The 304-nt window shown below is 72.7% G+C and carries 1 protein-coding gene; it reads left to right on the forward strand.

All coding sequences use genetic code 11. The features are described from left to right. On the forward strand, nucleotides 1-304 hold a 304-nt coding region (locus EJ913_RS32045; protein WP_185910048.1), incomplete at both ends, for a hypothetical protein.

Consider the following 304-nt stretch of genomic DNA (forward strand, 5'->3'; position numbering starts at 1 on the left):
GAGGTGCTCAGCGTGGTGATCGCCGGGGTGCCGGCGGGGGCGGTGCTGTCGGCGGGCAGCGACAACGGTGACGGGACGTGGACGCTGACGGGCGCGCAGCTTTCGGGCCTGACGCTGACGCCGCCGGCCGAGTTCAGCGGCAGCCTCGGCTTGACCGTGACGGCGACGGCGTCGGTGAACGGCACGCAGGCCAGCCACAGCGAAGCGCTGACGGTCAACGTGGCCGTGGTGGCCGACGCGCCGGTGCTCAGCGTGGCGGCGGCCTCGGGCAGTGAGGATCAGGCCATCGCGTTGACGATCAGCA

The sequence above is a fragment of the Azospirillum doebereinerae genome, from assembly GCF_003989665.1.
Classification (GTDB): domain Bacteria; phylum Pseudomonadota; class Alphaproteobacteria; order Azospirillales; family Azospirillaceae; genus Azospirillum; species Azospirillum doebereinerae.